Source organism: Legionella cherrii (genome assembly GCF_900635815.1).
Taxonomy (GTDB): domain Bacteria; phylum Pseudomonadota; class Gammaproteobacteria; order Legionellales; family Legionellaceae; genus Legionella; species Legionella cherrii.
Genome location: NZ_LR134173.1, coordinates 1,096,135 through 1,116,447, shown reverse-complemented (window position 1 = coordinate 1,116,447; position 20,313 = coordinate 1,096,135). Strand labels below are relative to the sequence as shown.

Here is a 20,313-nt window from a genome sequence, read left to right as displayed (position 1 = left end):
TAAACTATATTTTAGAACGCCAACCTTAACAAAATCTTAACATTTAGTATTTTTTATGATTCATTGGGTTGTTGCGATGCCATTTTTAATTAAAAGTAATTAGATTGTATTTGAATGCATTTTTCTGAGTTAAAGGCAGGCAAAATGATGTGATAGCAAATAAAATGATCAAGTAATGAAGCATTGAGAGGATTTACTTTTCAGCTTTTACCCTTCATGGTAAAATATTGTTCGTACATTAGGGGTGCCAGTTATGGCTGAGAGGATGAACCAACCCTTTGAACCTGATCTCATTCGTCTGAGCGGAGGAAAATGTGTCTATTGTTATGTTCTCAGGTGTTATTGCTTTTATTACTTCGTTTATTGGCTTATTACCGCAAATTATCAAATCCTTAAAAACACGATCAACACAGGATCTTTCGATGATCATGTTGATTAATTACCTCGTCTGTTCTGTAGCGTGGATTATTTATGGAAGCAGCACGGATTCCTTTTTTGTGATCAGTTCTAACGTCGTAGGCTTAATTGTCAGTGTGCTGCTTATTTTTTTAAAAAGACATTATGATGCACGATGTAATTAATTTAACAGGCTATCAATCGATTCTATGCCTCAATGGAGAATTACCTGAGTCCTCCTTTTTCAAAACGTTGAGCCTGCCCATTATCGCAGCGGATGGGGCAGCAAATAGTCTATTAGAGCGTGGAATTAGCCCGCACTTAATCACTGGGGATTTCGATTCTGTCCGACCAGCTCTCTTAGAAAACCATCCTTTTCTTCATTCAGCCGATCAAAATTTTAGTGATTATCAAAAGGCGATGCATTATTTGAAAGAAAATGATTTATTACCTGCCATTATAGTGGGAATCAATGGCGGGCATTTAGATCATATACTGAATAATATTAATATTTTTATGGAAACCAATTGTCTTTTGTATGCGCCCCCGATACGCGGCTTTGTTTTAAATGAAAAATCAAGTATGGGTTGCTCATTACCCATGCATACAAAAATTTCATTAATCGGAATACCCACAGCAACTATTTCTTCAAAAGGGCTTCAATGGGAGCTCAATCAATCGCAACTTTCTTTTCCAGGAAAAACTTCGTGTTTCAATCGAACTCGACTATCTGACATTGTTTTGGAAATTCATCAAGGCTCGGTTTTGGTTTTGATATATGAGCAAATGATTGAGGATGCGGGACTCATGTTCGCTAATCCATAAAGACACTACAATCATCCTGCAAAACCCGAGTATCGGACAATGGTAAACAGCCCCTAATCGATTTCAATGGAGCAATGATCTCCTGAGGTCACTAAAGTCACAATACTGTCTTTTGCCAGCTTTTGGGAGCCACATAAAATATCCGGACCAAATGCTGAATTTTTTCGATAACCAAAGATATATACTTTATTCGCTGGTCCTTTGCCTGAGTAGGACTTGCCTCGAGCCCCCGATTTTTTACCCTCCACAGTAAATCCCAAAGCAGCAGCTGTTTTTTCATCTGTTTTTACTTGAACGGTGATTGTATCCTTGGCGATGGCTTGAATTGTAAAAGAAAATAGAATAAGCCCAATCCAATTTTTTATTAAATTTTTCATCATATAAACGCTCCTTGTTCTATGATTCTCTTAATATAACTTATTTAAGGCTTAAGGAATATAAGTTCAACTAAATCCTGACAATTTTCTAATTCAAGCTTGTTTCTGGTTATTCTCTTAAGAATAAACCAGTAGGGCGAGTCCGATGAATCAATTCCGTGTTTCATAGCGGTCAACACTTGGAGACCTGCGTGCTGCTCTTGAATTCCAAATTACATACACTATTATCAATATATAGTCAGGTGAATTCGTCTACGAATAGAATTAGAGTTTTTCCACTCTAATTTTGATAGAAATGTATGGATATAAGGTCCTCCGCAGAACCCTATATTAAACTTTTTGTTGGCTGTTTGTTTGATGTATTTATTGCAGAATATTGATTCAGAGCGCTCCAAAAAAAGCGCATATTGAGTACAAAATAAAATAAGGGTTTGTGAATTATGTTGCTAAAATTTTTTAGAGGAAAATCTCCCAGCCCAAGTCAAGTAGTAGAACATGCTGCCATTTTTAGTGTTCATGAAGCCCATAAACCCAGCTTATTCAAAGGTACTCTTTCTGGTGAGCGTTGGCGTCATGAAAGCATGGGCAAAACTTTAAGTACAATCACTGATTTGAAAAAATTACAGGAATTAAAAAAGATAGCAGCCAGAAATTTAATTTCTTGGGAGAAAAAAAGATCTGAGCCTCCTCCTGAGGTTGAAGTCGTATACCAAGATTGGGGTGTTACGGCGATGGAGGCTACCCAAAAGTATGCAAAAATTTATTCCGTATTAAATATGGCCAATTCCCTCTATCCCGGTGGAGCGTCATTGGAAGGTGGAAGTGCTCAAGAAGAAAACATGTGGCATCGAACCACTTGCGCGCTTTCATTAATGGATAAAATAGTCCGACATGATAAGAATTATGAGAATACATTTCTTTATACTCCTGAAGGCGTGGAATTAGTCGAAGGCCGAAGGAGAATGACTACTGAAGAACTCGAAACTTTAAAGAAACGCTGTAAAGAAGCCTATTCACCCAACGCATGTAAAACATTCCATAGTGATGAACCGAGAATTTGTTTTAGAGGTCCGGAAGTGTTGCTTACAGCATCAATGGATGATTTTTCAAACAATAAGGTTTCTGATCCTGACATGAGCTTTTCATTTCTTGTGCCAACAAATATTTTTCCTTTTCGTGAATTAAGATCTGCAGCACCAGAACACTTTGCTGAATCCCATTCAAAAGCGCCGGAAGTAGTCAAAGAACACCGGGATGATTTAAGACGACGCATTGCGGCACAACTGGACACATTAATTATTGCCAACCAACCTTATGCGATGTTTGGCGCTTGGGGTTGTGGCGAATTTAAAAATGAGCCAGAACTCATCGCTGAAATTTATGCTGAGGAAATTGAAAAAAGAGCCTCTTTTTTCCACCATATCATGTTTCCAATTATTGATACCCGCTCACAAAGCAAAAATTTTGATATATTTCAAAAAATATTGACTGGTATAAAACTTGGAGAGGATAGCTCACCGCAGCCTTCATCCCATATTTAAAATCCCGCTCTAATTTGCAATGCTTCCCTCCCGCGACTTATTCACGAGACTTTGGCAGAGAACTGCTCAAGGCAAGCCTATGCAGAATGAGAATATCCCCTCGCTACCAAGATTACTTCGAGTTAGAGAGTTTTCTCTGTTCCTCTATTTCTATTTTCTCGTCATCACTTGCTTCAACTTCTTCCTCATTTTCACTTTTTTCACCCTTTTCTAAATCGTCCTCAGCAGGGCTCTTAATAATCGATTTAAGTAGAAGAGGTGCGACTCCATTGTTGGCAGGTGTTGACGTTGTATCTTTAGAAACCTCGCTACCACCCCAGGTAACGAGGAATAAGGCTCCATAGAGGAGTTGAAATAAGAACATAACTTGCCTCACTATTTGGTCATCATGAAATACCAAACTGATTGCCAATCCCAGGATCACAGCAGAAAAAATTGCTTGAAGCCCTTGGATCAATTTTTCATTGAGGTGGGTATCGGAGCGTACTACAGCATATCCGGAATTTAGGGTCTGGGCAAAAGCGATAGGGATTAAAGCAATAGGACTTGTTGTATTATTAATTTGCATTCCTGCTTGTATTGTACTTTGCGTCACCAATAAACCGCCATTCGTTCTTTGCGTATTCCTATGGGCTGAGGAAGAAGTAGGCACGCGTGCCTGAAGACGAGTTAATATGTTTGAAGTTGATCCTGGCATTTCAAAATCCTTTTAAAAAAATATAAATGGGGATTAAATCCTGGCTTAATCCACTGCGTAATTGAGCTACTGAAAATGCCTGTTCATTTTTTTATTAAGGTTTTCCAGAAGCAAGTGATTATTTTAACTTGTTTTTTTTCAACTTCAACCTTAATTACAGAAGGAATTTAAGGGGTCTCAGTAGAATGATTTCTTATATAAATTCAAAACTTACTTTATAATGTTGCACGATAAACGGATTTTTATAATTTACAATAACAAGGAGTAGGAAACATGGCTTATGAAAAACAATCTGCAACACCCCAAAAATCGCTGACTATGTATAACCTGTTAAGCTGGAGCACTGTGTATCGAGGCTACAATGCATTGGTTGCTGGGCTTGTTATGTATCAATACCTCAATAATCCAGAAGCGGCAGTAATCGAGTATCTCCCCGATGTTGCAATTCATGCGTTCGAAGCCATTGCCCCTAATACATTAAATAATTGGGCCGCAGGTGCCAACATCGTTCGAGGAATTCAAGCGGGACTCGGATTTTTCTCACCCAATTCTACAATTCCCAGGGTTGCTAACGGTGTTGATGTAATCAATCACGGAGTCAACACGTTCCACCGAATCCTACAATAACAAACAAAACAGATTGAATCAGGTTAAGAAATCATCCTTAACCTGATTGTAATAGCGACAGCTTATTTTTGTGAATCGATAAGGCAAGTAGTATTCTTAGTTCTATTTCCATTCGCTATGTTATATTCAGCCTACACTACCAATTCATTCAACCCATTTACTCAAGGTGCGATTGCCCGTGCATTAGATGGCATTATTTCATTGGCACAAGCTGAACTAGACATAGACAAAGAAGCGGAGCCGTTTGCACATGAGCCAAGTCTTAGCTAACCGACAAAACTCCTTGTCATAAGCCCAGAACATAGCGAACTGGGCTTGTTAAGAGCTAGTGAAGCTTTGTTTTCCCTTTAGCGTCGCCAAACAACCAATCCGCACTGACTTCAAGCTCATCGGCAATTTTTTGCATGGAATCGCCATCTAAAGCAACAACACCGTGCAAGAGCGCTTCAATTTTAAATTTAGGTAATTGAAATAATTTGGAGCATACTTGTACACGCTCAGTCATTAACTCAGGAACACCAAGCTCATCGAGCTCCTGGTTCAAACGTTCAGTGAATTTTTTGTTTGACATGGTAGTCTCCTCTTTCGCTTTTTATCAGTTTAAAACAAATAAGCTTAAGGATTGATTAACATCCGAAATTTAATGTCGGTTCACAATTCGCTACACTTCATCTCGAGTACAACCAGGGATCTCCGCGCTGTAGCACAAGAGTCGGCTGCGGGATACCCGTGATGCTCGGGATGATGTGGGAGCGGCCAGAAACTAGAATTGTTATTTCAGAAAATGGCTAATAAAAGGAAGAAGAAGGACATTTAAAAGACCAACCAAGATCATCGACAAGCTAGCAATTGTTCCTTCGGTTTGCCCTATTTTACGCGCCTGGGCGGTTCCTGCTGCATGGGCGCCAACACCTAAAAAAGTACCTCGGGCAAGGGATGAATTGAACGATACATACATGAGGATCAGCTCACCAATAACTGCTCCCAATATGCCCGTAATAATAACGAAAATGGCGGTCAGATCCGGTGTGCCACCAATGGCACGAGAGACTTCCATTGCGAATGGTGTACTAATCGAGCGCGGTAATAGGCTCAGGCGTACATTTTCATCAAGGCCTAAAAGAACAGCTAATGCCCAACTTGAGAGTATGGCAGTTAAACTTCCAGTAATGACACCAATGAACAGCACGGGCCAGTGTTTACGAATGAGCATACGTTGTTCATATATAGGAATTGCAAAGGCGACAGTAGCTGGTCCAAGTAATAAGACCAGCCATTGTGTCCCTCGAAAATAATCCTGGTAACTGACCTGCAATAGATGAATCATCACTGCAATCAGAAGGGGAGTAAGAATAAGCGGCATGAGCCACCAAAATGACCACCGGCGATACATTTGTTTGACAATAAAGTACAGGCTTATGGTTATAAATGACCAAAAGACCGTTTGTGTCGCTGAGTTAGCCAGCAGATGACTGAACATGAGCAGTTCTCCAACGATAACAGCAATCCACAACCACCGCGGTAACTAACATCACCAAAAGTGTACTTAACACAATAACTAACAGAATTTTAAGACCCAGGACACTCAAAAATTCCTGATGTTCCAGGACTGCAAGCACCGCTGGAACAAAGAAAAGCAGCATATCCCCAAGGAGGAGTTCAGTACCACGCTTTATACTGTCTAATCTCATGCATTTGGTCATCAAAAGAAGCAAAACCACACCTAAGCCCAGGATTCCGGCAGGCACAGGCAGTTTGGTAACCTTAACAACCAGATCGCTAGCCAGCCAAAATAGGCAAACCAGTCCAACTTGAAATAGGGGCTTTTTTACACATTTTAATGCCATATATTCAGCCGTTATGATCATTATTCTCCCAAATAAGTGTACATCTTTATTTATTATGAATAAAATGAATTTATAGACTTGTATTCATTCTATTTTGGAATAGTTATGGAATTTAAACCGCTTCATACATTTGTCGAAGTTGTACGCCAAGGGAGTTTTTCCAAAGCAGCGGAACTTCTCTTCACTACTCAGTCAACAGTGAGTAAAGCAATTAAACAGCTTGAAGATGAATTGGGTTTGCCTCTCATTGAGCGATTTAAGAAACGTAATGTACCTACGAAAGCGGGTGAAATTGTTTATCACCGAGGCCTCAAACTGATTGCAGAGCGCGATGATCTTCTGAAAGAACTTGATGAGATACGTGGCTTAAAGCAAGGACGATTGCGCCTAGGTATTTCCCCTGTAGGGAGTAGCACTCTTTTTGCTCCCCTTTTTGCTCGTTATAACCAGCTTTATCCTGGTATTGAGGTGGAACTCATTGAACATGGAAGTGATAAGCTCGCAGAATGTTTGCGGGCAGGAGACATAGACTTCGCGGGAACCTTGTTACCAATTCCTGAAGAGTTTGATTGTCAACCGATCCGCTCTGAACCCCTGGTTGCGCTCTTAGCATCAAACCATCCATTAGCAACAAAACATTCCGTTTCTTTATCTGAGCTGAAAGAGATTCCATTTATTCTTTTCGGTAGTGGATTTGCTTTACATCGAATGATAATGGATGCAAGCCAGCAAATAGGTTTCGAGCCCAAAATAGTGGCACAAAGCAGTCAAATTGATTTTATGTTAGAACTGGTTTCTGCAGGTCTTGGGGTTACGTTTTTGCCACGAATGATTGCGATGCAAAGGCAACACATCCAAATTCATTCTCTTTTACTTAAAGAAAAAGAACTTCAATGGAATATGGCCATGACCTGGCGCAGAAACGCCTATCTTTCTGAAGCTGCGAAAGCATGGCTCGCTTTAGTGCGTGAAGTTCATGTGAATCATCAGCGCAGATAAGCGATGCCTTCAATTCCTGCCCTTCTCCTACAAGCGGGTGAGGGGATTTTTAAAGTTAAACGCGACCCTTATTCCCCGCCCCCGTCGTCCCAAGCAGAGCGATGGCTCTCCATGTTGTAACACATTATCACAATGAGGAGATCACTCATTGCACTGGGGATGACAGAGAGGGGATAAAATGTTCGCAGAATGCAAGGATGGTTATAAATTTCTTCGCTGTACTTCTTTACCCTACTGGAATTAAACCAAAATATTAAGTACCGTTATGATGAGACAATAGGTTGAATATTCACCATGAAAATAAACTTAAAACAGTACCTGAATACAATAAAAATTGTGCCCTTAGCCGATAAAACCTCAAGTGAGGAGAAAATCAATTATTTAAACGCCATCTATTTTGCACATGTTCAAACCTTTCCCTATTCAAATTTTGAATTAAGGAAAATTTCCCGACAGCACCCTGTCTATAGAGATTCATTATCTTTTTTTAGCTACAAGAATTTACTTACCGCGGAACATGGTGGATATTGTTTTCAATCAGCTGCCTTATTATTTGATGCATTATCACAACTAGGGTATGCCGTTTCATTTTGTGCCGCGCGCGTCCTTATGGGGGCGATGGTCAATGCACCCGAAATACTTCAACTTCCTCTGACGCATCTCATTTTAACGGTACAAATTGATGAACAAAAATTTCTTTTAGATCCGGGCCTCGGTTCTTCCGCGCCTCGATTTCCGATACAGATTACAGGAAAAAATGAGCCGATTACTCAAAATGAAGATGAATTCAAGTTTCACTCGATTGATAACGTTTATGTGCTCGAGAAAAAGACAAGACAGGGATGGCTTCGCTTAATGCAGACTAATTTATGCCCTATAAGTCAAGAGAAAGCAGCAATGAATTTACTCAAACTGGAGCGCTATCCCTTAGCAATTGGAATACGCGATTCTAAAACTGTAATTGGGATCATTACCGAACATGGCCGTAAATCATTAGCTTGGGATGCCCAATCGAAACAATTGAAATTCTCTAAAAGCGAAGGAAATGATTCCATTCAAAAAATAGTGACTGATTTTGAAGAGGCACATCAACTCCTTGTTGACGAATTCAATATTGACCATATTTCAGCTGAAGATTTAGAAAGTTACTGTACAGAAACCGTTTTACCACAACCCATAAAGCCGTGGACCATAAATTTTCCTATTGATAAATTGGAACAAACCGAAATGGAAAAAAATCTAAAATTTACATGATGGGTAGTACAGAAAAACGAATATGTCCTGTTTCGTGATATCGGTTTTCAACTCAGTAAGCACTAAAAATATGCTATACTTATTGTCAAAATATTAATCAATAAGGGTTGTTTAATGACAAAAAAGAGGAGGAAATTTAACTCCTAGGAAGGAGTTACCAGTTCAAGGAGAGAGCCATGGACGATAGAAATCATGATGATACACGCCAGCGGATTGTTGCTATTAATGGCAAACCTTTTTCACAAAATATTGCTTTAAAAGGAATGGATTACATAGAGCAAGAGTTCAAAAAAAAGATGGACTTACGTGAGACTATCAATGCGGAAAAATTAAAGCATTATACCACCATTTTTAACCCTTTAGCGAAACTCATTTATGAAGATAAAGAGGCACAAAAAAGTCTTAAGGAATTGCGGAAAATATCGGAGCATTCAAAGACTAAATTGGTTTTACCAACCTATCCTAAAATAAAACCCAAAATAAAAAGTGGCTCATTGCTTATTGTGACCGCTCCTCCTTATGATTTTGAATGGACCTTTGATTCGTTAGTTCATGATAATACAGGAGGTCAAGCAGAGGCATCTAAAGCAGATGGTCGCTTTATCGCTGACTACAGTGTTTTTAGTGGTGGTACCGCATTGGGCGCTTCCGGTGTGGGGATATTTTTTAGACCGATTGCTGAGAGTACCTGGGTCCGTTTTTCGCCCTTTATAAAATACAGTTTTGCATGGCACGATTGGTCCAATTTGGGCCCCACGGCACATAGTGATGGCTATCTTGCAATTCGGATCATTAGTTTTGATTTTAATGGTAATGATGTTCGGATTGAACAAGATCCCCGCTTTCAACTATGGAGTGATGGAACCGGTTGGTCTGAAGATCACTCAAACTCAGATGACGACGAATTATTTCCCGTAGCCCAAAGTACACTTTATTTTCAAGCAACGAGTGATCGTTTGTATAACTTATGGGTATGGGGATACTCAGATGGCGACGGAACGGATGGTGATGTATTCTGGAGTAATTCCTGGGGAAGCCTGAAAGTATTTGTACCGTTTGCTGCAATTGAGCAATGGAGTTAGGTTCTCATATTTTACCCCCAATTTTAAAAATTGATAAGGATTTGTTCTACTTTCACTTTGAGAAATTTCTTACACGAATATGAGATAAAAAAGCGATGATAATTTAGAACAGTTTGTTATGCTTAAATCAACGAGGAATGACAGTGGATGTCTTACAGGGAATTTATAGCATCATGGAAGAAGCTATACCACATGGATGTGGTTACTCTCCTCGTATTAGTCTGCATATAAGTCTGGTTATGCCCATTAATCAGACTTAATTTTTTTTATTTTCCTTAGATTTACTAGCCCATAATTTACTTAACATATTCGATTGAGAATGCCCTCATCCCGCATGTCATCTCTGTCCTCCGTCAGTCGGACGAGTGACGCACGCGATTCCCACTGAGATAGGATCTGATTCAGTTGTTTCACTCATCTTAAGAATATGTAACACCACAATTTTTGCTCAATGCTCCTTTTATTTTGGCCAAGTTAATTCCTGTTTATATTCATTTTAGATAAAGCATCTATTTACATAACACAAAGGCCAAATTAGCAACTTAAAGTCCATTTAATATCTTGACTGAAGCTCATTTGTAGTACATCTTATACCAACTTTACCCGCTCGAGCCAAAAGATGATCATTAATGAGCTATTTAACTGGCTTCATGCCCATGAAGAATCACTTCATCTTTCCGATAACTACCTTTCCAGAGATCTTCTCGAATCAGAACAAATCCAAGCAAAAACAACACACCGAAGACTTTTGGCTGAGGTCCGCATTGCCAAATTAAATAAACAAAAAACAGATGAGCTCATAGACAAATTAGAACAACACCAAGTGTTTATGGATTATCTTGAATTTTGCAGTCAAAAATTTGTTGAAGATTCGGCAAGTTCTTTATTTTTAATCACATTTAAATATGTATTATCTAAATCTCAACCGGGAATACCGTATCTGGGCGCTCGATGGAATGAATTATTTTTTGCCTTATTGAAGACAGATAAAAACAAACTCCTTTCTTTTTATCAAGGTAATGAAGATTTATTTAAAAATCATCCTGAAATTCAAAAACGCGTTGTGCTTGAGTTGCATGAACAAAAGCATAAGGAAGCAATTAAACGAGTTGAAAACCATTTAATGCGTTTAACCGGACAATTAGCCAATCAAAAAAATCCATTAGGAATCATTGGATTATGTCGGGAATGGATCAGCGAACCCGAGTTGTTTGCTGCATTAATACTCTGGCTTTTACAGCGTAATGTCACTACGAAACAAATTCTGCAAACCTACTTATTTCATGACTTTCTTAAATACCATTTATTTACTTTGTACTCGGAAGACAATGAAATTTTTCACTTATTTGCTCTACTTAATGACTTTCCGGAAACCAAGCTCCTCCTGGAAGCAGCGAAACAAACACGTAGCGATGAGCCAGCATTTCAGCACTATGCACTCGACGGAACTTTGAGCAAGAATGAATTACAGGATATTCCTCGAACAGAATACCCTTTACAATTTTCTTTAAAACCAACCAATTTTTTAGCTTTACACAAACTCTTTGGCCAACAATTTCTTATAGCAGCAATCACTTCAGAAGAACAAAAAAATTCAAAATGGTTAAACACATTAAACCATACCTTAAATCAACCTCAAGTTATTGCGCAGGAGTTACCGACCATTATTACTATTGTTGCTCGGGAATATTCCCCTCAAATTTTAGAACACTTAGCTCATTTAATCGGTGACGATACCGCACAACAACTTTTATCCAATAATGAAGGTGCGGTATTTTATCTATTACCTTATAAACCGAAGCTTTTAGAGCATATCAATGAAGAAAATGTGACTCGCTTTATTCAACAAATCACGGTAGGAAATACGTCGGATCCTGAAATCATTTTTCAATTGATGGCCTTATTCTCGATGTTGTCTAAGGAAAAAAATCCTGTGACTCAACGCGTATTTGAGGCAATTCTCGATAACCTTGTGCTCCATCCCATGTTGCTGGAAGACGAAAAATTACTATGCCGGTTAAGAAAATACCCAGATTGCGGCCGAATCATTGACCAAAAAAGTGAAGCAATAAAACAACATGTGAATACATGCATTATCGCGCAAACGCGCGAATCCACATTTAGTAGCCGCAATTATCATCTCATCGAAGATACCTGGCTTAATGCAACTCGCAAACTTACCGTATTGGATTTAATCAAACCACAAGCAAAGTTCGAACTCAATAACAAATATGCTCTGCAAGCAAAAATAGCTCAAGCCGCCTTCCTTTGTCATGGGCAACATTTTGATTTAAATGCCTTTATCGATGCCCTGTCTTTACCGCCAGTAGTTGCTGATGAAGTCAGTGAGTACGAACGCGTTTTGATTGAAATTCTTGCCGTCATCGATGATGAGTTCATCAGAAACCAAATTCTTAAACATTTAGAAGATGAGCCAATACAACGGCTTAATTGGGCTGAAAAAGAATATGAAGGCAAAACAATTTTTATAAAAGCGGCACAACATGGCAATTTGGGTTTAATCGCTCTTTTAGAAGATCAAATTGCCTCCAACGCATTGAGTAAAGCAATAAGAACTGCGGCAAGAGCAAATCAATGGCGCGTTGTAGATCATCTTTGTCGAAACAATAAAACACAATTGAGCTCAGCTGAGCTCGAAAGAATAATTTTCCTGGCAGCAGAACAAGGCCAATCAAAGGTTATAAAGTATCTTTTAAACACTTATGATTATGAGCCATCCTCAACGGAACTGATGCACATTCTCAATGCGGCAATTACCTATGATCAACTGGGTGTTATTCAATTGTTTTATTATTCTGTGGATAATATGCCAAAACAATCAGGGATTAATAAGCTGTTTCAGGCAGCAATTGAACTAGGGCATTGGGATATTGCCCTATTTATTGCTCAATCAGAGAACAATCCCCCTTCACTTGTGGCTATTGAAAAAGCATTTACCCACACAGCAAATACCATGCAGCTGGAAGCAATGACAAAACTTTGCCTTTTATCAACCAATGCCCCACGTGCGCAGACCATTCAGCGCGTATTTGTAAAAGCCTGCCAAGATGGCAATTTACCCGTGGTGCAAAGCCTTTGTAAGTTTCCTAAACAATTACCCCCGGCAATAGTTGGAGAAGCCCTGGCACAAGCAAGTATCTATGGGCATATGGACATTATTAGTCATTTATGTAATTTATCCACTAACCCTCCAAACCAATCTTCAATAAATCATGGGCTGGTAGCCGCAGCAAAAGCAGGAAAACGAGAACCCGTTCAATTTTTTTGCTCCATGACTACCCCAAATCAGCCGACCCAGCACGGTGTCAATCAAGCTTTGCTGGAGACAATTAAAAATAACCAGGTAGAGATATTTATTGAATTATGTCGTTCACCTCAGCATGCTCCAAGTAACCTGGCTATAAGAGAGTCATTTCTTCTCGCAGTGAAAATGGGGAAACTGGATAGTGTTGGCTGTATCTGTACTTATGAAATGAGCGCGCTCAACCAACGTACTGTTGAGAAGGCATTAATTTTAGCAGTAAAACATAAAAAACCCGAGATTGTTCGTTATTTATGTGAACTTTCAATCAACTCACCCGAAAATAAATCATTAAAAATGGCTGTTAATAAAGCAGCTGCAAGCAATCAAACTGCTGTGGCTGAATACTTGCGTGAACAATTGCGAAGTAAAACAAAAACCCAGAAAAAAATAGACCATGAACTGGATAATAGTTCAGGGACTCATAGCGATTCAGAGTTTAGTCACTTTTCAGAGCTTGATAATGATTCCGAAACGGATAGAGAAATTACGAGCAATCCAGAAGAGGATAATAACAACGCAGAAAATCATCACCGCTTAACCGTTGATCATCGAGTAGAAATTGAAGGTCGCACTGAGGAAAATCAAAATACTGAGAGGGGCGCATCATTGAAGTCTCATGGGCTTTTCAAAACGAAAAAACAACACCATAGAGATACTCCATCCTTAGATTTGGTGGGAAGGCATAGTTTATGTTAATCAATGGGGATGTTTAAACGGTTATCCTGAAAGCACGTCCTGTTTTTGCAGTTAATCGACCAATGAAAACGTCTCAAGCTTAATCTCATGGTTCTCATTGGTTTTTGACCAATGAGTTACATTTCCAAGGAAAATAGCAAATCATCGTCCTCCTCATTTTGTTTCTGCGCTACAGTTTGAGTCCTCTCCTTTTGTTTTGCAGAAAGTTCTAGCTTAGTAGCATTTTCTTCGAGTACTTTAAAATTATCTTTCAAAATTTTTATGTTTTTTTCTGCTTGCTTAAGAAATTTTTGCGTTGTTTTTAGTCCCTGAATTTGCTTTTGTTTTGAATCTAAATCAGTCCGTAACATTTCATTATTCGAGCTTAATGTTTTGATTTCACAAACTAGTCTTTGGCGAACTCTCGATTCTACCTCATAACACTCACACAAGTGCTGTGCCGCCTCGATTGATGTCTGGGGTACAAAAAATAAGAATATACTCTTCAATAGTCCCGGTTTTTTATCGGCAATAAAAATGCTCCAGCCTCCGGGTTCCTCAGGTATGGGTGCCTTATCCAATATTCTTCGCTTACCAGCAATCATTGTACGGCATTCGTTCAGCGTCTTTTCTATTTCATCCTTTTGCGTTTCTAGCAGCTTAAGTCCTTTTACCTCATCCTTCATTCTTTCGATCTTTGCCGAAACTTCGGGAAGTGATTTTTCAAGTTCGGCAATCACTTTTAATAAGTCGTCGTCGGTAAGAACATCTAAAACAGAATATTTTGTATAGGTGCGCTGGGTAAAAAGTTCGGCTTGCCAGACAGCATTTTTTAAAATAGCAAATGCGTTATAACAATCGTAGCTGATATCTTCCTCATCTAGGCTTAGAATCTTACGTATTGAGTTCTTCAAACGTGAGCGCACATCTTTATTAAATCCCGATAAACTGGATAGAGATTTTGCCATTACAAATACCGAATATTAATCATATAGTATTATTTTAACACATTTATCCTTAAAACTGTCTTAAGCTTATAACTCACAAAACAGGACTGTTTCCAAATATGAAATAGCTCCTATACTCAATGTATTAGGGATAACGAAAAAAAGGAGATTAGGAAGTTCAATCAGGAACAGGACTGAACGGGAGATTTTATGAGCTATTGCATTCAAGCGGCTATGTTTCGTTTACCAATCCCTTATTTTAATCGTTTTGTGCATGACTTTTGGATTTTAAGAGATCTGGAGCGAAATACGGTAATCGCCCAATTGCATGGGCTTGCTATGTCACGAAGTACTGGATGCATTGTACCTATTGGCTACCGCAGAGATCATAGTTTAAGGGCATATGGTCTTACTTATGATGCCCGGTTCGCTCATCAATATGGTTTACCACTAAATTCTTTTGCACTGCCTATTCATGCCTACTTCACCGTGTATCAAAAAGAGGATTGCGTGCACCATTGGTTACGCGCAATAAACGCTGTGAAGGCAATTAACGACTTGGATCTTGATTATCCTTTCGCTGGATTCACTATTCCTTTATCTGCGACCATCAATAGTAACTCTATCTATCATACTTTTGCGCAGGTCATGGACTTACCCTTACATGCTTTCGATGGCTTTTTCCATATTGGGATAGAAGCTTCTGTATATGACCAAATTAAGCCTCATTTATAAAATAATCGGACCGTAACGAGAGTCATCGCAGGCGGGCTTAGCCTAGGGTAACCAGGGATTGTTGGACTTCAATCCACTGAATAACTAGCGGAGTACGGCTTACGCCTAACCCAGGCTACCAATTTAAAGCGCAATAACGTCTGTTTGTGAGGGCACCGAATAAATGCCTATGGTGTTTGTATCATTTGAAAGAGTAACCGTCATCCCTAGATTATTTGCGGGTAAGCCATCTATAAGTACATTAAAGGCACCGGTTAATGGGGTCACTAAAGCCATAAATGTGCCTGAAAGAACGCCCCCCATGGTCCCAGCTTGATCCCCATTCGATTCAGGAATAATGGTTCCTGTATTACAGCTTGGTGATGAATTGATTAATACCATCGGCACAAAATCAACGCACATCAGCCAGGTACCGATATTCATAAACGGGTTAGGGGTCCCACGAGGAGGCATTTTGCATATATCAATTGGGCCCGCAGTCATTACTTCTCCACCTATCATACATGCGATTGTCATATTTTTATCCTAACTGAACTTGTTTCGCCGCGATCTTTGCATCACCCTGAGCATGAATTTCCATTTCATCGCAATCAATCCGATACGTGTGTTTTACAATACTTCGGAAGTGGCCTATGAGTTGATGCTCTAGCTCATTAATCTGCTGATAAAAACGTATTGCTTGCGTATTGATTGTGTCACTCATTGTTTGGATGTAGTTACAGATTATTTTCAATGACTGATAGGAAAAGTTCAGTACATCCCCTTTAAATAAGGCATTTTTTATTGAAAATGTACCTTGATTGCAATCGATATTTTGCACGGATGAACTTAAATTAATCGTTTCCTGGGCGACCAGGTGAATATGGGGGGCATTCAATTTTAATTCTTGATTCTCGCCAATAAGACTCAAGTTCTCCCCCAGTTTCATGGTCACCGGAGCGGGTTTGGGACGATGGATAATTGACAAAATATAATAGTTATTTGCCTCTTTAAACAACAACACTTCATCATCAACTATAGGTGTGATAACGCATGAAAATGCAGGTTGAGCATTCACTAAATGACCTTGAATCAAGATATGATAGCCATCGTCTGAAAAAAATTTAATTTTTCCTCTCACTAATTCACCTTGAGTGCCGGTAATTGTTAATTCAGGTTCAAGCATCATGGACTCCTTTTTGTTTCTATGACCACTGTTCTGCTTCCAATAATTCTGGATTTGTTTTCAATACATTATCGCATTCTGCATGCGCCCAATTGACCTGTTCTTCAGTAACATGGTGTAAAGAAGCCAGGTTTAATTTTGATTCGGAGAAGTCGCAAGCCGTTAAATAACTGTTATTGAAGCGAGCGTAATTGAGTACCGCCTTAGTGAATGAGGAATTCTGTATTTCGGACTCTTCAAACAAGGACTGAGTTAAATCGGCAGCAACAAAAAGACAATGATTTATTTGGGACTGACTCAAATTGCATTGATTGAGGTGACAATGAGAAAAATCGACCCCATTTAATTGAGTTTTCTGTAAAACTGCTGGTGCCAAGTCCATTCCCTTAAACGTGGTTTGATTAATGGTTGCTTTAAATAAATTGATCTGTTTTATCCCTGAAGCGACAGAAAAATCAGACTCATAAATCTTCGCATCAATAAATAGGCTTCTAAAAAGATTGCAGTGATTGAACTTTATTTTATTGAATTCACTGGCCTGAAAATTTGCTGCCGTTAAATTAACTGTATCAAATAAAACAGAAACAAAGCGTGTGTTTTTTGCGGTAATTTTTTCCATGGTTGTATTCATGAACACACACTCAGATAAATCACATTTTGAAAGATTTGTTTGGTTCAACGTGCAATTTTTAAAATGACTCTTTTGCAAATGATGCCCAAGCAATTTGCTCTTCGAAAAATTGGATTCTGTTGCATGCAGGGAAATGGCTCCTTCATTTAATTGAAACATAGAAGAACTCCAATTGGTTTGAGTACTGGTTAAATGGTTTAGGGTGCAGGAAATAACCGTACACAGCTGCATGTCGCATGCTTCAAATGTAACCTGTTCAAATCGGCATTTTTCAAAAACAGAAGCGATAAACTTCACATTCTTAAACACGACTTTCTTAAATTCGACCTCCACAAATACAGCGCGTCTTGCTTCAATACCTTCAAGGGTTATGGAGTCAAACGAAACTTTTTTGACGATTTTTCGTTGCGCCAGATTTGTTGCCAATTCTTCAGCATTCATGAGGACTGCTCCTCCTCATGCAAAGCAATATTTTTCACGAGGCAATCCTGAATTGTTACCTCCTTTCTTTGGCAATCGGTGAACGCAATACTGTATAAATTACAATGATTAAATTCAGTATTTTCAAAAGTTGAGCTATGGAATATACCTTGAAAGAAATTGATGTCTTGGAACGAACACGAATCAATGTTTGAATTCACAAACCTGAATTTTTTTGCACTGCATTTGCGGAAACTGGCTTTTTTCCAGGAGTTTTTCACCAGCTGAGATGCATCCAGGGTGGAATCACTCAAAGCAAGCTCTTCATAATGACCGCCGAGTAATGCCGAATTGCTCAGATTGCACTGTTCAAAATGACTCGTTGATATTTTGGTCAGTTCATTGCCACGAATTTGAGTCAGGTTGCAATTGATGAAACGGCTTTGTGCCACTTTGGCGTTCAGCAAATTGAATCCGGTTAATGCACTACAAGAAAAAGTACTCTCAGAAATGGTTGACCCTTTACAACTAAGGCGCTCACACTGACTGTTATTCAAAACGAGCTTCTCAATAGAACAATTAGTTAGCGAGAGATGGGGGGCGCTTAAATTATTCCCGACCACCTCGGATAATTGAATGCCTGCAAAAAGCGCGCGAGACAAATCTGCTTTGGTGAAATTTATCGTGCTCCAACTCCCTTGATGAACGTTCGCAAATTGCATTCTCGCTTCAGAAAAATCACTCTCCTCAAATGTACTGTCTACAATATCAAGAAAATTAGCTTTTATGCCAACAAAGTGTCCCTTACTCAAATGGCATTTCTTAAAATGTACTTGATTTAAAATAGCATTTGCGAAGTTACATTTTTTACCGGAACAGTCTTCAATCAATGCATGTTGCAGAGCACATTCTGAAAAATTTGCTCCATCTAAAGAAGCATTTTTTATTAACACGTGGATTAAATTGGCATTAGCCAAGTGTGTCTCAGATAAATTAGCATGGAATAATGTTGCCATCGATAAATTGGCTTGAGTTAATCGGGTACGGGTCAAATTACATTCGCTTAAATTACACCCGGATAAATTAATCCCTGATAAATCCAAATCGGATAAATCAATCCCTGCCAAATTTTCTCCAGAAAAATTTTTTCCCTGTTTAAAACCCGCCACAACTTCCTCGCGTGAATGTGTTGATTTTCCAGGTGCCCCTGATCGAAATTGAGTTATCGCACTGAGTTTATCCAGGTATTCAATCTGTTGTTCCAACTTTTCAATCCGACCCAACGCTTCGGAGGGTGATGATGTTGAGGAGGTTCTATTCGTAATCTGTTTTTTAAGAAAGTCCAGAAACTGACGCCCGTGTCGATTCCCTCCATAAGGCCTGTTTTCAGTCTGTGCTTCGGTCCTGAGAATATTTTTAACTGAAGCGTGTGCTGGAAATGCTTGGTTGCGATTTTTATAATAGCGCTCTATTGCCATTAAAGACTCTGCCGGCGTTTTTCCCTGAAATATCTTGAGCGCTTCGTTTTGCTCCAAAAATTTTTTCCTTTCTGGAAACCAATGCTCTGCTATTTCATTTATTTCCGCCTCTAAATTAAAACCCATCCCCCTCAGAGAGGATTGATTCGTAGTACTGGAATCGCTGCGTGCTTTTCTTGGAATTGCCTCTTTAGGTTTGCTGCGCAGGTTCGCATAAAAATCGATATCCTTAGGTGCTTCGGCCAAAATTTCATTTGCACTATAAATAAACTCAATATCATTAGCAGCAATATCTTGTGTATCGATGATGCCATGCCAAATAAGTATTCCTTTTTCTTGATCAGGCAGTAGCCAGAGGGTATCCAGATTCACATTGAGTTCGCTCAGGCGGTCGATGCTACCAATCCGTTTATAAAAACAGCGTAGGCGCACCCCAGGCAATTGACCATTGATGATTTTTTTCTCGGGATGCATATGGATACACGAAAACGTCTCATCCCCTTTAAAAAAATGTTCTCTTTGTTGATCTGCTGGGGCGAGATTAAAATAGAGCCAATCAATATCTTGGGGATAGTAAGGACTTTCATTGCGTAGCCAATCGTTATCAATCGTTCCGAATTTGCTCAGTTGTTGCGTGCAGGTTGGTGAGTGAGGCAATAATAATGCAGGCACAGGGGTATCGGTTGGCTGTTTTATCGATTGCCCAGGTAATTCCACATTAGGCAAATTGATGTCAGTAATCAAATCCATAGGCGCGAGTCCTCTCCCATCAGGATTGAGTGCATGACCAATACCACCATAAGCATTGTTTAAAGTAATCGGTATTTTGTCGAAGGTATTAGGTTGAGATAAATGGTAGCGTGTATCGTCTTTTATCCATCGTCTGTCGCCCCATACAGTAAGTTGTTTTTCCAGATTATCTAATATGATTTTCACAAAACTTTGGCGAGTTTCACTATCATAGCTGTAGCAAGAGCCTTTAACCAAAAATTCCGCTCTTTGCTTTGCCATATGCAAATCAATAAATTCGCCTTGATTAAAATTAAAAGTTTTTTTGGCGACACGCCAAAAATCAGCATAACTGAGGAATTGATTTTGCTTTGCGAAAGAAAACATGGCCATGATCGTAATGGCTAATTTTGATTTGCCCTGATGTCGGTAATTGAAGGTGATTACGGTGTGTGATTTTTCTTTAAATATCTTCATCTTTGAAGAATAGTCCTAATGCAACAATCAACTTCGAGAGTTGCTGACAATATGCGTGATGTACTAATGGTTGTCAATGAGATACA

At 39.1% G+C, this 20,313-nt stretch carries 20 protein-coding genes and 1 riboswitch; of the genes, 10 read left to right on the top strand and 10 right to left on the bottom strand.

Annotation, left to right across the window (positions count from 1 at the left end; all coding sequences use genetic code 11):
* The first annotated feature begins 230 nt into the window (after nucleotides 1-230).
* Nucleotides 231-328: riboswitch (TPP riboswitch) on the top strand.
* A complete protein-coding gene (locus EL022_RS04735) occupies nucleotides 315-581 on the top strand; it encodes a SemiSWEET family sugar transporter (RefSeq protein ID WP_028382606.1) in 267 nt (88 codons plus the stop codon). Its footprint overlaps the riboswitch before it by 14 nt.
* Nucleotides 565-1,221 (top strand): thiamine diphosphokinase, encoded by a 657-nt coding sequence (locus EL022_RS04730; protein WP_028382605.1) that lies wholly within the window; start codon nucleotides 565-567, stop codon nucleotides 1,219-1,221. The genes EL022_RS04735 and EL022_RS04730 overlap by 17 nt, the downstream gene beginning before the upstream one ends.
* A gap of 53 nt (nucleotides 1,222-1,274) precedes the next feature.
* On the opposite strand, the gene EL022_RS04725 is transcribed toward EL022_RS04730, so the two are convergent.
* Nucleotides 1,275-1,601 (bottom strand): hypothetical protein, encoded by a 327-nt coding sequence (locus EL022_RS04725; protein ID WP_028382604.1) that lies wholly within the window; start codon nucleotides 1,599-1,601, stop codon nucleotides 1,275-1,277.
* Between the two features lie 437 nt (nucleotides 1,602-2,038).
* Between EL022_RS04725 and EL022_RS04720 the strand changes: the two genes are divergently transcribed.
* A complete protein-coding gene (locus EL022_RS04720) occupies nucleotides 2,039-3,139 on the top strand; it encodes a poly(ADP-ribose) glycohydrolase domain-containing protein (RefSeq protein ID WP_028382603.1) in 1,101 nt (366 codons plus the stop codon).
* 112 nt (nucleotides 3,140-3,251) lie between these two features.
* Here EL022_RS04720 and EL022_RS04715 read toward each other — a convergent pair whose 3' ends face one another.
* Complete coding sequence (locus tag EL022_RS04715; protein ID WP_028382602.1) at nucleotides 3,252-3,836, bottom strand: hypothetical protein; 585 nt, start codon at nucleotides 3,834-3,836, stop codon at nucleotides 3,252-3,254.
* A gap of 273 nt (nucleotides 3,837-4,109) precedes the next feature.
* Between EL022_RS04715 and EL022_RS04710 the strand changes: the two genes are divergently transcribed.
* Together EL022_RS04710 and EL022_RS16050 are read left to right on the top strand one after the other, a co-directional pair.
* Nucleotides 4,110-4,463: a hypothetical protein gene (locus tag EL022_RS04710; RefSeq protein WP_051544527.1), complete on the top strand. Its 354-nt coding sequence runs from the start codon at nucleotides 4,110-4,112 to the stop codon at nucleotides 4,461-4,463.
* Nucleotides 4,464-4,580: 117 nt separating this feature from the next.
* Entirely contained in the window at nucleotides 4,581-4,733 is a 153-nt protein-coding gene (locus EL022_RS16050) for a hypothetical protein (protein WP_155832682.1), read from the top strand.
* 55 nt (nucleotides 4,734-4,788) lie between these two features.
* Here the strand turns inward: EL022_RS16050 and EL022_RS04705 are convergent, their stop codons facing one another.
* From EL022_RS04705 to EL022_RS04695, 3 genes are all read right to left on the bottom strand, one after another.
* On the bottom strand, nucleotides 4,789-5,034 hold the full coding sequence (locus EL022_RS04705) for a hypothetical protein (RefSeq protein ID WP_028382600.1): 246 nt from the start codon (nucleotides 5,032-5,034) through the stop codon (nucleotides 4,789-4,791).
* A gap of 201 nt (nucleotides 5,035-5,235) precedes the next feature.
* Nucleotides 5,236-5,943 carry an LrgB family protein gene (locus tag EL022_RS04700; protein ID WP_028382599.1) on the bottom strand — a complete coding sequence of 236 codons (708 nt, stop codon included), beginning with the start codon at nucleotides 5,941-5,943 and terminating at the stop codon, nucleotides 5,236-5,238.
* The gene (locus EL022_RS04695) at nucleotides 5,921-6,331 is read right to left on the bottom strand and encodes a CidA/LrgA family protein (protein ID WP_237761345.1); all 411 of its coding nucleotides are present in this window, start codon (nucleotides 6,329-6,331) and stop codon (nucleotides 5,921-5,923) included. Before EL022_RS04695 ends, EL022_RS04700 begins: the two co-directional genes overlap by 23 nt.
* An 84-nt stretch (nucleotides 6,332-6,415) precedes the next feature.
* Between EL022_RS04695 and EL022_RS04690 the strand changes: the two genes are divergently transcribed.
* From EL022_RS04690 to EL022_RS04675, 4 genes are all read left to right on the top strand, one after another.
* On the top strand, nucleotides 6,416-7,309 hold the full coding sequence (locus EL022_RS04690; protein ID WP_028382597.1) for a LysR family transcriptional regulator: 894 nt from the start codon (nucleotides 6,416-6,418) through the stop codon (nucleotides 7,307-7,309).
* Nucleotides 7,310-7,603: 294 nt separating this feature from the next.
* Nucleotides 7,604-8,563 (top strand): arylamine N-acetyltransferase, encoded by a 960-nt coding sequence (locus EL022_RS04685; protein WP_028382596.1) that lies wholly within the window; start codon nucleotides 7,604-7,606, stop codon nucleotides 8,561-8,563.
* A gap of 176 nt (nucleotides 8,564-8,739) precedes the next feature.
* Nucleotides 8,740-9,645 carry a hypothetical protein gene (locus EL022_RS04680; RefSeq protein WP_028382595.1) on the top strand — a complete coding sequence of 302 codons (906 nt, stop codon included), beginning with the start codon at nucleotides 8,740-8,742 and terminating at the stop codon, nucleotides 9,643-9,645.
* A 619-nt stretch (nucleotides 9,646-10,264) separates the two neighbouring features.
* Complete coding sequence (locus tag EL022_RS04675; protein ID WP_028382594.1) at nucleotides 10,265-13,666, top strand: hypothetical protein; 3,402 nt, start codon at nucleotides 10,265-10,267, stop codon at nucleotides 13,664-13,666.
* 116 nt (nucleotides 13,667-13,782) lie between these two features.
* On the opposite strand, the gene EL022_RS04670 is transcribed toward EL022_RS04675, so the two are convergent.
* Nucleotides 13,783-14,613 carry a hypothetical protein gene (locus EL022_RS04670; protein WP_028382593.1) on the bottom strand — a complete coding sequence of 277 codons (831 nt, stop codon included), beginning with the start codon at nucleotides 14,611-14,613 and terminating at the stop codon, nucleotides 13,783-13,785.
* Between the two features lie 189 nt (nucleotides 14,614-14,802).
* On the opposite strand from EL022_RS04670, the gene EL022_RS04665 reads away from it, so the two are divergent.
* Entirely contained in the window at nucleotides 14,803-15,327 is a 525-nt protein-coding gene (locus EL022_RS04665; protein WP_028382592.1) for a hypothetical protein, read from the top strand.
* 123 nt (nucleotides 15,328-15,450) lie between these two features.
* Here EL022_RS04665 and EL022_RS04660 read toward each other — a convergent pair whose 3' ends face one another.
* From EL022_RS04660 to EL022_RS04645, 4 genes are read right to left on the bottom strand one after another with little or no spacing between them, the layout of a single operon-like run.
* Nucleotides 15,451-15,843, bottom strand: coding sequence for a PAAR-like domain-containing protein (locus tag EL022_RS04660; protein ID WP_028382591.1), 393 nt, complete (start codon nucleotides 15,841-15,843; stop codon nucleotides 15,451-15,453).
* Nucleotides 15,844-15,847: 4 nt separating this feature from the next.
* Complete coding sequence (locus tag EL022_RS04655) at nucleotides 15,848-16,495, bottom strand: DUF3540 domain-containing protein (RefSeq protein ID WP_081776924.1); 648 nt, start codon at nucleotides 16,493-16,495, stop codon at nucleotides 15,848-15,850.
* A 16-nt stretch (nucleotides 16,496-16,511) separates the two neighbouring features.
* Nucleotides 16,512-17,564, bottom strand: coding sequence for a pentapeptide repeat-containing protein (locus tag EL022_RS04650; protein ID WP_028382589.1), 1,053 nt, complete (start codon nucleotides 17,562-17,564; stop codon nucleotides 16,512-16,514).
* Nucleotides 17,561-20,227: a DUF2169 family type VI secretion system accessory protein gene (locus tag EL022_RS04645; RefSeq protein WP_028382588.1), complete on the bottom strand. Its 2,667-nt coding sequence runs from the start codon at nucleotides 20,225-20,227 to the stop codon at nucleotides 17,561-17,563. Before EL022_RS04645 ends, EL022_RS04650 begins: the two co-directional genes overlap by 4 nt.
* Between the last annotated feature and the right edge of the window lie 86 nt (nucleotides 20,228-20,313).

Coding starts and splice junctions, on each gene's coding strand:
- EL022_RS16050 (WP_155832682.1), top strand. CDS start 4,581: ATGTTATATTCAGCCTACACTACCAATTCATTCAACCCATTTACTCAA.
- EL022_RS04685 (WP_028382596.1), top strand. CDS start 7,604: ATGAAAATAAACTTAAAACAGTACCTGAATACAATAAAAATTGTGCCC.
- EL022_RS04690 (WP_028382597.1), top strand. CDS start 6,416: ATGGAATTTAAACCGCTTCATACATTTGTCGAAGTTGTACGCCAAGGG.
- EL022_RS04700 (WP_028382599.1), bottom strand. CDS start 5,943: ATGTTCAGTCATCTGCTGGCTAACTCAGCGACACAAACGGTCTTTTGG.
- EL022_RS04720 (WP_028382603.1), top strand. CDS start 2,039: ATGTTGCTAAAATTTTTTAGAGGAAAATCTCCCAGCCCAAGTCAAGTA.
- EL022_RS04645 (WP_028382588.1), bottom strand. CDS start 20,227: ATGAAGATATTTAAAGAAAAATCACACACCGTAATCACCTTCAATTAC.
- EL022_RS04695 (WP_237761345.1), bottom strand. CDS start 6,331: ATGATCATAACGGCTGAATATATGGCATTAAAATGTGTAAAAAAGCCC.
- EL022_RS04665 (WP_028382592.1), top strand. CDS start 14,803: ATGAGCTATTGCATTCAAGCGGCTATGTTTCGTTTACCAATCCCTTAT.
- EL022_RS04715 (WP_028382602.1), bottom strand. CDS start 3,836: ATGCCAGGATCAACTTCAAACATATTAACTCGTCTTCAGGCACGCGTG.
- EL022_RS04730 (WP_028382605.1), top strand. CDS start 565: ATGCACGATGTAATTAATTTAACAGGCTATCAATCGATTCTATGCCTC.
- EL022_RS04650 (WP_028382589.1), bottom strand. CDS start 17,564: ATGAATGCTGAAGAATTGGCAACAAATCTGGCGCAACGAAAAATCGTC.
- EL022_RS04680 (WP_028382595.1), top strand. CDS start 8,740: ATGGACGATAGAAATCATGATGATACACGCCAGCGGATTGTTGCTATT.
- EL022_RS04670 (WP_028382593.1), bottom strand. CDS start 14,613: ATGGCAAAATCTCTATCCAGTTTATCGGGATTTAATAAAGATGTGCGC.
- EL022_RS04655 (WP_081776924.1), bottom strand. CDS start 16,495: ATGATGCTTGAACCTGAATTAACAATTACCGGCACTCAAGGTGAATTA.
- EL022_RS04725 (WP_028382604.1), bottom strand. CDS start 1,601: ATGATGAAAAATTTAATAAAAAATTGGATTGGGCTTATTCTATTTTCT.
- EL022_RS04660 (WP_028382591.1), bottom strand. CDS start 15,843: ATGACAATCGCATGTATGATAGGTGGAGAAGTAATGACTGCGGGCCCA.
- EL022_RS04705 (WP_028382600.1), bottom strand. CDS start 5,034: ATGTCAAACAAAAAATTCACTGAACGTTTGAACCAGGAGCTCGATGAG.
- EL022_RS04710 (WP_051544527.1), top strand. CDS start 4,110: ATGGCTTATGAAAAACAATCTGCAACACCCCAAAAATCGCTGACTATG.
- EL022_RS04675 (WP_028382594.1), top strand. CDS start 10,265: ATGATCATTAATGAGCTATTTAACTGGCTTCATGCCCATGAAGAATCA.